We start from the raw sequence: 10,124 nt of genomic DNA, 5'->3' as shown, positions 1-10,124 counted from the left end.
CTTTTCAAAAGTGAGCCGCTGTAAAAGCGGAACCCTAAGTGGCCGCTACCGCAGGAATGGATATGTACACGGTCCAACTGAGTTGATCGTCAGGCCGTCTTCGCAGGCAAGCCAGCTCCCACATTTAGGTCTCGGGGCGTCAGGTAGATCACCGTCGGTTGGCAGGCCGTCACGGGAGCAAGCTCCCTCGCCACGAGGCGGGATTAGACCGGCGAGATGGTCGCCAACATGCCGATGCCAATGGTCAATACCAAAAAGCCGAACAGGAAAATTGCCATCTTGGTCATAAGGCCTCCGAGGGGAAGGGGACGACAGGAGTGTCGGGATGGGGCTATTGTCCGCCTCAAGCGGTTTTCAATACAGGCGCAGATCGAAAAGAAAAAACCGTATCAGATCACCGCGCAGCGCCTGGGCCGTGGCTTTTCAAGCGAACAGTTTTTATCAAGATCAGTGCAATGGCCGCTGCCAGCCTCGAGCGTCACCTGAGACAGGCACTGCATTTGCCCCTAAGATAGCCCCCACTGCACAACAATAAGCGTGGGCCGACCCTCGATGGAAAGACGCCAGTTCAGCGGTGGCATGCAAGGCAAGAACCTGCGCTACCTCAGTGATAATCCCCAGCAATCGACGTCGGTCACCCGTGTCGGTTTTTTGCTGCTCGAACACTTCTCCTTGCCGGCCTTTACCCAGACCCTCGACACGCTGGTGACCGCCAACCTGTTGCGCCCTGATCTGTTCGCTACGCGCACTTTCGGGTGGGGCGAGGGCGAAGTCATCAGCGACTTGGGCCTGATCATTCGCCCGGATGCGAACCTGATGCTGGCGAGCTTGCAGGACTTGGACCTGTTGGTGATCTGCGGTGGTTTTCGCACCGAACTCAAGGCCAGCGAGCCATTTATCCAATGGCTGCGCAGTGCGGGTGAAGCGGGCGTGCGCCTCGCCGGTTTGTGGAACGGCTCGTGGTTCCTCGGGCGTGCGGGGCTGTTGCAGGGTTACCGCTGCGCCATCCATCCCGAACATCGCCCGGCACTGGCCGAAGTGTCCAAGGCGGCGCAGGTCACCAGCGAACCCTATGTGATCGACCGCGACCGCCTCACCGCGTCCAGCCCCTCGGGGGCTTTCCATATGGCCCTGGACTGGATCAAGAGCCTGCATGGCAAAGCCTTGGTCGAAGGCATCGAAGATATTCTGGCGTTCGAAGAGTCGCGCTACCGCCGTATCAAACCCACTGAAAATATGTGTGTCAGCGCGCCGTTGCGCGAGGTAGTGAAGCTGATGGACGCCAACCTCGAAGAACCCCTGGAGCTCGATCAACTCGCCGTTTACGCCGGCCGTTCCCGCCGTCAGCTGGAGCGTCTGTTCAAAGAACAGCTGGGCACCACGCCGCAACGCTACTACATGGAACTGCGCGTCACTGAAGCGCGACGCCTGTTGCAGCACACCGAGTTGTCACAGGTGGATGTGCTGGTGGCGTGCGGGTTTGTCTCGCCGAGCCATTTCAGCAAATGCTACAGCGCGTATTTCGGCTATCGCCCCTCCAAGGAGAAGCGGTTGGTCAAGTAGCCTGGCGGGCTTAGAAAGATTTTCAAAAGGAGTGGCAATGGATATCACGCTTTTGGATCGTTATCGCGGCAGCCTACTTGGGCTGGCGTGTGGCGATGCGGTAGGGACGACGGTTGAATTCATGCCCCGCGGCAGCTTTTCTCCCGTGACGGATATGCTAGGCGGCGGACCATTTAGCCTCAAGCCTGGCCAATGGACTGACGATACCTCCATGGCTCTGTGTCTGGCCGAAAGCCTGTTGCGCAAAGGCGGTTTTGACGCGATGGACCAGATGGGACGTTATCTGAATTGGTGGAAGTGGGGTTACTTGAGTTCTACCGGAGAGTGCTTTGATATCGGCATGACAGTTCGCGAAGCGCTGGAGCAATTTCAGCAAAGTGGCAACGCTTTTGCGGGCTCAACACATCCGTATTCGGCCGGCAATGGTTCAATGATGCGTCTCGCACCTGTCGTGTTGTTTTACTTTCCAGATAGGGCGGACATCCACCTGTTTGCCGAGCAAAGCTCGCGAACTACGCATGCCGCGCATGAGGCTATCGAGTGCTGCCTGCTGCTGGCCGAGGCTATCAGCAATGCCCTGAGCGGCGTGCCAAAGAAACAGGTGCTGAGTTTTTCCCACACCGCGCTGTCGGTTCCTAAGGTCAAGGCTATCGCCTCTGGCGACTATCGCGATAAAACCTCTGCTCAAATCGTTGGCTCAGGTTATGCGGTGGCTTCGCTGGAGGCCGCATTCTGGTGTTTCGATCAGACCTCAAATTTTGCTGAAGCGATACTCGCTGCCGCCAACCTTGGGGATGACGCAGACACTACTGCCGCAATCGTTGGGCAACTGGCGGGGGCGTATTACGGCGTCCAGGCTATCCCTGTCGGTTGGTTGAACAAGCTATGGATGCGCGATGAAATCCAAGAAACGGCTGATGCGTTATTCAGCACTTCGCGCTTACCACGGTAAGGTTTAGAAACGATCTAGCCGATAAGGCTGTAGTTCTGGCACCCGCTCACCCGCAGCAAGTGGCCCAACCCGCTCGGCCGTCACCGCCGCTTGTGTCAGCCCCAGGTGCTGGTGACCAAATGCAAGCAGCACTTTGCCCTCGCACACCCGGTCAATGATCGGCAGCGAGTCGGGCAGGGAAGGGCGAAACCCCATCCAGGGCGTGGCTTCGCTGTCGCTCAGTTCGTGTCGGAACAACCCTTTGCTCAACCGGTGCAACTGCCAGGCCCGTTGCATATTGGCCGGGCGGTCGAGGCCGGCGAATTCGACCGTGCCGGCCAGGCGCAGGCCACCGGTCATGGGCGTCATGATGAATTTGCGCTCCAGTGAAGTGACCGCGAAGGGCAGGCGCTGTTGTTCGTGGGGCAGCATCAGGTGGTAACCGCGTTCGGTGTCCAGCGGCACTTGTTTGCCGGTGAGAGCTGCGGTGAGTTTGGCCGAGTGGGCGCCGCAGGCAATCAGCACTTGCTGCGCTGTCAGTACGCCTTGGTCGGTCATCAGGGAAACGCCACTACCCTCCAGGCGTCCGTCCAGAACGCGCTGCTGAAGAAATTGCACCCCCTCAGCCTTGGCCGCGTTCACCAGTTCGCCAACCACCGTGTACGGGTCCAGAAAATGTCCGGTAGCGGGAAAGAACAAACCGCCTTGTATGGCGTCGCTCAGTTGCGGCGCAGCCTTGCGCACCGCATCGCCGCTCCAGAAGTCCACGGCGACGCCTTGCTGCCGCATGCGTTGCTGCACTGCATCCAGCGCTGCGCGGGATTCGGCGCGCTCAAACACCAATAGCGAACCGTCTTCACGCAGCAATTGCGTTTGACCCATCGATTGCAGCAAGCGTTGCCACGCGCCCAGGCTGCCTTCGTTCAGCGCGCGAAGGCCTGCCACGGTGCGCTGGTAACGCGCTGGCCGCAGGTTGAGCAACAGGCGGATAAACCAGGGCAGGGCGCGGGGCAGATAGGTCCAGTCCAGGCGCAGCGGGCCCATGGGGTCCAGGAGCATGGCGGGCAAGCGCTTGAGGATCGACAGGTCGGCGATGGGAAACACCTGTTCCGTCGCCAGGTGGCCGGCGTTGCCGTAGGAGGCACCCATGCCGGGTGCCTGCGGGTCGAGCACGACGACTTGGCGGCCTTGGCGTGCCAGCTGCAAGGCGCAGGCGACGCCGATAATGCCGGCGCCGACTACTACGATGTCTGCTTGCTTGGGATCGGCCATGATTATGCTTCTCGCTGGCCGTCGAGCAGGCGCCGCAACCGCAGCGGGTTGTCGTGCTGCAGCGCGGTGGGAAGCAAGGTGTCCGGGAAGTCCTGGTAACACACCGGGCGCAGGAACCGCAGAATCGCCGCCGTGCCCACCGACGTACTGCGCGCATCCGAAGTCGCCGGAAAGGGCCCGCCATGCACCATGGCGTCGCACACTTCTACGCCAGTCGGCCAGCCGTTCACCAGCAGGCGCCCAGCCTTGCGCTCCAGCACCGGCAGCAATGCCCGCGCCTGTGGCAAGTCATGGTCATCCATGTGCAGGGTTGCGGTGAGTTGGCCTTCCAGGTGTTCGGACACCTGGCGCATTTGCTCGACATCACGGCACTGCACCACCAGCGAGGCGGCGCCGAATACTTCGGCTTGCAGGTGTTCATTGTTCAGGAACGCCTCGGCCGGGGTCACGAACAGATGGGCCTGGCCCTGGTTCGGCCCGGTCGCTGGCAAGCCCTTGGCGGCGATGTGAGCGTGCTGGGCCAGGGGCTTCAGGCCGGTTTCGTAGGCGCTGAAAATACCCGGTGTGAGCATGGTCTGGGACGGGCAACGCGAGAGCCGCTCACTGGCAGACTGAATAAAACGGTCCAGAGCGGCGCCTTGCAGGGCAATCATCAGGCCAGGGTTGGTACAGAACTGGCCGGCGCCTTGGGTCAGCGACGCGACGAATCCTTCGGCCAAGGCTTCGCTCCGAGCTTCAAGCGCAGCAGGAAACAGGTACACCGGGTTGATCGAGCTCATTTCCGCGTACACCGGGATCGGCTCCGGGCGTGCCTGCGCCGCTTGGCACAGGGCAATACCGCCACTGCGCGACCCCGTGAAGCCCACAGCCCGGATGCGCGGGTCGCGCACCAATGCGATACCCATCTCGTTACCCGCACCATAGAGCAGTGAAAACACACCCTCCGGCAAGCCACAATCTTTGACCGCCCGGGCGATGGCGCGGCCCACCAGCTCGCTGGTGCCGGGGTGCGCGTTATGCGCCTTGACGATCACCGGGCAACCGGCGGCAAGGGCCGATGCGGTATCGCCGCCCGCCACGGAGAAGGCCAGGGGGAAGTTGCTGGCACCGAACACGGCTACCGGGCCCAGGGCGATATGGCGCTGGCGCAGGTCGGCACGGGGCAGGGGTTGGCGCTGGGGCTGTGCGGTATCGACGCGCACGTCGAGCCATTCGCCCAGGCGCACGGTGCGGGCAAAAGCGCGCAGTTGCCCGCAGGTACGGCCGCGTTCACCTTCAATGCGTGCGCGAGGCAAGCCGGTTTCGGCGCAGGCGCGTTCGATCAACTCATCGCCCAAGGCTTCGATGTGGCTGGCGATGGTTTCAAGCAACGCGGCGCGATCTGCCAAGGTGGTTTCGCGGTAAGCGTCGAACGCGGCCCACGCCAGTGCGCAGGCCTGGTCGACGTGCTGCTCATCCCCGCAAGCGTAGGCGGGTTCCAGTGGGGTGTTGGTAGCGGGGTTGATCGCCCGGATCGCATCGCGATGGCCGCAAACCGATTGCTGACCGATCAGCATCTTGCCTGTCAGAGTCATGGTGAAATCCTGGTAAACAAAAGAGGTGTTGTAGGAGCGAGCTTATGTGGCGAGCAAGCTTGCTTGCGCTGGGGTGCGAAGCGCCCCCAATAAACGCCGGAGACTGCTGCGCAGTCAGCGGGAGCAAGCTCCCTCGCCACAGCAAGCTCGCTCCTACAGAAAATCAAACGATGTTCTGTTCGGCCGACCAGTTGGCATACCACTGGCGGAACAGCGCGTACTGCTGCTCGGCATACCGGCGCTGGGCAGCGCTGAGCTCGTCGGTTTCGTTGAAGTGCAGGGCGTAACCCTGGTCGCCGTTGAGCACCATCAAATGCTTGTAATACAGCACCAGGTCGCAGCCCTCGTCGAACGAGGACAACACCGCCAGTGCAGCTTCCAGCTCGCGGGCCTGGCGACGCGCCTTGGCATCGCCCTTGGCGGCTTTTTTGCTCAGCGCCACCAGTTGCAGCACCTCGCGCGGCAGTGCATTGCCGATGCCGGTGATAGCGCCGGTGGCGTTGCAGTTGACGAAGCCGTGTACCACCTGGGTGTCGACGCCGACCATCAGGGTCACATCATCATCCTGGGAGGTGATGTTTTCGGCAGCGTAGCGCAGGTCGGCGGCGCCGCCGAACTCCTTGAAGCCGATCAGGTTCGGGTGCTCGCGGCGCAGTTCGAAGAACAAATCAGCGCGGGTGGCGAAACCGTAGTAGGGGCTGTTGTAGATCACCGCCGGCAGGTTGGGAGCGGCGTTGAGGATCGCTGCAAAGTGGGCCTTTTGCGCAGTGGCCGAAGCCCCTCGGGACAGCACGCGGGGAATCACCATCAAACCATCGGCGCCGACTTTGGCGGCATGGGCTGCGTGGGATACGGCTTCACGGCTGTTCACCGCCCCCGTACCGACGATGGTCGGCACACCCGCAGCCACCAGGCGCGCCACGCCTTCCTGGCGCTGGGCCTCGGTGAGCAGCGGCCAGTCGCCCATGGAACCGCAATACACCACGGCACTCATGCCGATGTCGATCAGCTCGCGGCCCTTGGCCACCAGTGCGTCGAAGTCCGGTTGGCGCTCGGCGGTGCAAGGGGTCATCAGGGCGGGCATGCAGCCGGTGAAGATGTTGTCGCTCATGGTGCTAACTCCGGTTTCAGTTGAATGAATAATGGGCTCAGATGCCCCAGGCAAACGGGTCTTGTTCGTCGATCAGCAAGGTGCTGTCGGCGGTCATGTAGGCGCGGCCGGTGATGAATGGGCGTACGCGTTCGCCGTCCCATTCATAGCGGCCCAGGAACTGGCTGCCGGTGATGCTGGCTTGTACCCAGGGTTCTCCTGCGGCCAGTTTTGCGTCGGCGGCCAGGCAGGCGAGCTTGGCGCTGGTGCCGGTGCCGCAGGGGGAGCGGTCATAGGCTTTGCCGGGGCACATTACGAAGTTGCGGCTGTCGGCGTGGGCGTCGTCGGCGAACAGTTCGATATGGTCGATCAGCGCACCGTCTGCGCCACGGATGCCTTGGGCTTCGAGGGCTTTGAGCATGGCCCAGGTGTAGTCGGTCAGGGCCTCCACGTTATCCATCTGCAACTCAAGGCCGTGGTCCGACACCAGGAAGAACCAGTTGCCGCCCCAGGCGATGTCGCCCAGCACCACGCCATGCCCAGGCACATCAACCGGCACCTGCTTGCGGTAGCGGTAAGCGGGTACATTGCGCAGGGTCACGCTGCCGTCGTCGTGCAAGGTGGCCGCGACCGGGCCGACCGGCGTGTCAAGGCTGTGCACGCCCGGTTGGATCAGCCCCAGGTGGTGCAGCGAGGCAACCAGGCCGATGGTGCCGTGGCCGCACATGCCGAGGTAGCCGGCGTTGTTGAAGAAGATCACCCCGCAGGTCGCCCCCGGCGTAACCGGCGCGCAGTACAGCGCGCCCACCAATACATCATTACCTCGGGGCTCCAGCAGGCAGGCGCGGCGCCATTGATCGTGGTGGGTGCGCAGGTGCTCCAGTTGCTCGGCGATCGAGGCACCGACCAGTTCGGGAAAGCCGCTCATGACCAAGCGTGTAGGTTCACCGCCGGTGTGTGAGTCAATCACATGCAGCCGTTTCATAAGGCGCTCCATCAGTGGGTAGTCGGGGAGAGTGGGGCGCTGTAGTGCGCGTCGCTGACGGCTTCGCTTTCGTCCTCTTCCTGCTCCAGGCGTACCAAGTGGGCGGGTACGCCGGTGGCGGCGCCCCAGTAGTAAATGCCCAGGGCGCAGGCCGCCACCACCAGGGTGTCAAACGGGTGGCTGATCACACCGATACCGCCAAAGCTGCCGAGCTTGGAGAGCAGGATGGTCACGGCGTAGAAGCCGATCAGCCAGGCCGAGGAGCGTACTTGTTGCTTGAGGTTCAGGTGCGCGGTCGGCACCCAGCGCGCGCACAGCAGGTACACCACAAACATCAGGATTTGCAGGCCCAATAGCCACGACACCGTGCTCCAGCCCGACCAGTAGACGATCAACGCAGCGATGATGAATGACAGCGGGCCCAGCACCGCCATGCCCTTGACCCGAAACGGGCGCGCCATGTCGGGTGCATTGCGGCGCAGGGCGGCGACTGTCACCGGGGCCACGGCATAACTGAGGATCAGGGCGGCAGACACCACGTTAATCAGCGCTTCCCAGGACGGGAACGGCAAGGTCCAGAACACCGACAGGCCAAAGGTCAGCCACAGCGCCGGGCGCGGGATGCCGGACTTCTCATCGATGCGCGTGAAGATCTTGAAAAAGGTGCCGGTCTGCGCCCATCCATACACCACGCGCGGGGTGGCGTTCATGTAGATGTTGCCGCAGCCGCTGGGGGAGATCACTGCATCGGCCACCACCAGGTAGGCCAGCCAGCCCACGCCCAGCGCCAGGGCGATATCGCGATAGGGCAGGGCCAGTTCCTTGCTGATGCCGGCCCAGCCATTGGCGAGCATTTCGGTAGGCACGCCGCCGAGGAACGCGGTTTGCAGCAGCACATAGATGGCCGTAGACAACAATACCGAGAGGATCAAGGCGATGGGGATGGTGCGCTGTGGGTTTTTCACTTCGCTGGCCACCGAAATGATCGGCGTCAGGCCCAGGTAGGCAAAGATCACCCCGCCTGCCGACACGGCCATCTCGATGCCCGACAAGCCGAACGGTGCAAAGCCATGCACCTGGAAGTTCTCCGGCTTGAAGAAGGTGAACAGCACGCCGATCACCAGCAACGGCACGATGAACTTGAATACGCTCACCAAGTTATTGGCGATGGCAAAGGTCTTCACGCTGCGGTAATTGAGCACAAAGAACAGGCACAGCAAGGCAAATTGCACCAGCCAGCCCAGGGTGGTGGGGTCGCTGGAGCCGGCCTTGGTCAGCTCTGGAAACCAGGCTGCCGCATATTGACGCGAGGCGACCACTTCAATCGCCACCAGGCTGGAAAACGCGATCAGCGTGATAAAGCCCATCAGGTAGCCCAGCAGCGGGCCATGGGAATACACCGGGTAGCGCACCACGCCGCCAGCGCGGGGTAGGGCGGCGCCCAGTTCGCAGTAGACAATGCCCAGCAACAGCACGGCGAAACCGCCCAGCAGCCAGGAAAAAATCCCCGCCGGGCCTGCGATGGCAGACACGTGACTGGCGGCGAACAACCAACCCGATCCGAAGATGGCTCCCAACCCGATAAAGGTGAGGTCCATCAGTGACAGCTGTTTCTTGAACTTGCCTTGGCCTGACATAGCGGCGCCTTCTTGTGAGTTATTGGATAGGCATGCAGTGGCGCTATCCTGAACCCATCAGGCAGGCTGACGATTGATGTTTTGCGCAGGGATGGATGACGAATTCAGCACAATTTGCCGCGCTCGACAGCGCTCGCCCCATGCCTCAATCTGCTGGCTGTCGACGAATAAAGGGGCTGAGAAAGTCATGTTGCAAAGCGCGTTCGCGAGCCTTTTCCAAGGCAGCCGACCCCACAGCATCGAGCAGCTATTAAGCGGGGTAGAGCAGTTGCTGCCGATGCTTGATGTACTGCCCAATGCTGCGATTTTCATCAAGGACATCGACGCTCGCTACGTGCTCGCCAACCGCACCCTGGTGCAACGCTGCGGCCTCAAACACCTGCAACCGCTGCTGGGCAAGACCAGCGCCGAAGTGTTTCCCTCGCAATTGGGCCCCGGCTATACCGAGCAGGACCGGCGCGTGCTGAAGCAAGGCCTGGTACTGGAGGATCAACTCGAACTGCACCTCTACGGCACCCGCGAACCGGGCTGGTGCCTGACCCACAAGTGGCCGCTGTACAACCAGCTCGGTGCGATCATCGGCCTGGCCGGGATCTCGGTAGATCTGCAATCAGCCAGTGAAACCCACCCGGCCTATCAGCGTCTGGCGGCGGTGGACGAACACATCCGCAGCCATTTCAACCGACGTGTCACCCTGGGGGAATTGACCCGAATCGCCGGGATTTCCGTGGCGCAACTGGAGCGCTACTGCAAGCGCGTGTTTCACCTCACGCCTCGGCAAATGATCCAGAAAGTCCGGCTGGAACATGCCCGGCGGTTGTTGCATACCGAGCTGCCGATTACCGAGGTTGCGCTGCAATGCGGGTACACCGATCACAGCGCGTTTACCCGGCAGTTCAAATCTTCAACCGGGTTCACCCCTAGGCAGTACCGGCAAGCCACGCAAGGCAGCAGCGCAGGTGAATGTCTTCTGTAGGAGCGAGCTTGCTCGCGAAAAACTCACAGGCGCCGCGTTCATTCAGGAAGCACGCGTTATCGTTGACGTTTTTCGCGAGCAAGCTCGCTCCTACAG

Annotated in this window: 8 protein-coding genes; 3 read left to right on the top strand and 5 right to left on the bottom strand. The window is 61.9% G+C overall.

From position 1 onward, the window contains the following. Positions 1-579: 579 nt before the first annotated feature. Both OC445_RS26490 and OC445_RS26485 read left to right on the top strand, forming a co-directional pair. Positions 580-1,563: a GlxA family transcriptional regulator gene (locus OC445_RS26490; protein ID WP_072446538.1), complete on the top strand. Its 984-nt coding sequence runs from the start codon at positions 580-582 to the stop codon at positions 1,561-1,563. Between the two features lie 37 nt (positions 1,564-1,600). Next, positions 1,601-2,515 carry an ADP-ribosylglycohydrolase family protein gene (locus OC445_RS26485; RefSeq protein ID WP_262020444.1) on the top strand — a complete coding sequence of 305 codons (915 nt, stop codon included), beginning with the start codon at positions 1,601-1,603 and terminating at the stop codon, positions 2,513-2,515. Positions 2,516-2,518: 3 nt separating this feature from the next. On the opposite strand, the gene OC445_RS26480 is transcribed toward OC445_RS26485, so the two are convergent. The 5 genes from OC445_RS26480 to OC445_RS26460 all read right to left on the bottom strand — a co-directional run bounded on the left by OC445_RS26480 (position 2,519) and on the right by OC445_RS26460 (position 9,052). Next, positions 2,519-3,766, bottom strand: a complete 1,248-nt coding sequence (locus OC445_RS26480; RefSeq protein ID WP_262020443.1) for an NAD(P)/FAD-dependent oxidoreductase — start codon at positions 3,764-3,766, stop codon at positions 2,519-2,521. A gap of 2 nt (positions 3,767-3,768) precedes the next feature. Continuing rightward, entirely contained in the window at positions 3,769-5,340 is a 1,572-nt protein-coding gene (locus OC445_RS26475; protein WP_262020442.1) for an aldehyde dehydrogenase (NADP(+)), read from the bottom strand. Positions 5,341-5,503: 163 nt separating this feature from the next. Continuing rightward, on the bottom strand, positions 5,504-6,451 hold the full coding sequence (locus tag OC445_RS26470) for a dihydrodipicolinate synthase family protein (RefSeq protein ID WP_262020441.1): 948 nt from the start codon (positions 6,449-6,451) through the stop codon (positions 5,504-5,506). Positions 6,452-6,488: 37 nt separating this feature from the next. Next, on the bottom strand, positions 6,489-7,415 hold the full coding sequence (locus OC445_RS26465; RefSeq protein ID WP_181124272.1) for a 4-hydroxyproline epimerase: 927 nt from the start codon (positions 7,413-7,415) through the stop codon (positions 6,489-6,491). A gap of 11 nt (positions 7,416-7,426) precedes the next feature. Next, positions 7,427-9,052 carry an APC family permease gene (locus tag OC445_RS26460; protein ID WP_072446549.1) on the bottom strand — a complete coding sequence of 542 codons (1,626 nt, stop codon included), beginning with the start codon at positions 9,050-9,052 and terminating at the stop codon, positions 7,427-7,429. A gap of 187 nt (positions 9,053-9,239) precedes the next feature. On the opposite strand from OC445_RS26460, the gene OC445_RS26455 reads away from it, so the two are divergent. Further along, positions 9,240-10,028, top strand: a complete 789-nt coding sequence (locus tag OC445_RS26455) for an AraC family transcriptional regulator (protein WP_054898124.1) — start codon at positions 9,240-9,242, stop codon at positions 10,026-10,028. Positions 10,029-10,124 lie beyond the last annotated feature (96 nt).

It is taken from the genome of Pseudomonas sp. Pse35 (assembly GCF_024519715.1).
GTDB lineage: Bacteria > Pseudomonadota > Gammaproteobacteria > Pseudomonadales > Pseudomonadaceae > Aquipseudomonas > Aquipseudomonas paracarnis.
The sequence above is the reverse complement of the archived record's forward strand: the minus strand, read 5'-3'. Positions and strand labels throughout refer to the sequence as shown.

Coding starts and splice junctions, on each gene's coding strand:
- OC445_RS26490 (WP_072446538.1), top strand. CDS start 580: ATGCAAGGCAAGAACCTGCGCTACCTCAGTGATAATCCCCAGCAATCG.
- OC445_RS26485 (WP_262020444.1), top strand. CDS start 1,601: ATGGATATCACGCTTTTGGATCGTTATCGCGGCAGCCTACTTGGGCTG.
- OC445_RS26480 (WP_262020443.1), bottom strand. CDS start 3,766: ATGGCCGATCCCAAGCAAGCAGACATCGTAGTAGTCGGCGCCGGCATT.
- OC445_RS26475 (WP_262020442.1), bottom strand. CDS start 5,340: ATGACTCTGACAGGCAAGATGCTGATCGGTCAGCAATCGGTTTGCGGC.
- OC445_RS26470 (WP_262020441.1), bottom strand. CDS start 6,451: ATGAGCGACAACATCTTCACCGGCTGCATGCCCGCCCTGATGACCCCT.
- OC445_RS26465 (WP_181124272.1), bottom strand. CDS start 7,415: ATGAAACGGCTGCATGTGATTGACTCACACACCGGCGGTGAACCTACA.
- OC445_RS26460 (WP_072446549.1), bottom strand. CDS start 9,052: ATGTCAGGCCAAGGCAAGTTCAAGAAACAGCTGTCACTGATGGACCTC.
- OC445_RS26455 (WP_054898124.1), top strand. CDS start 9,240: ATGTTGCAAAGCGCGTTCGCGAGCCTTTTCCAAGGCAGCCGACCCCAC.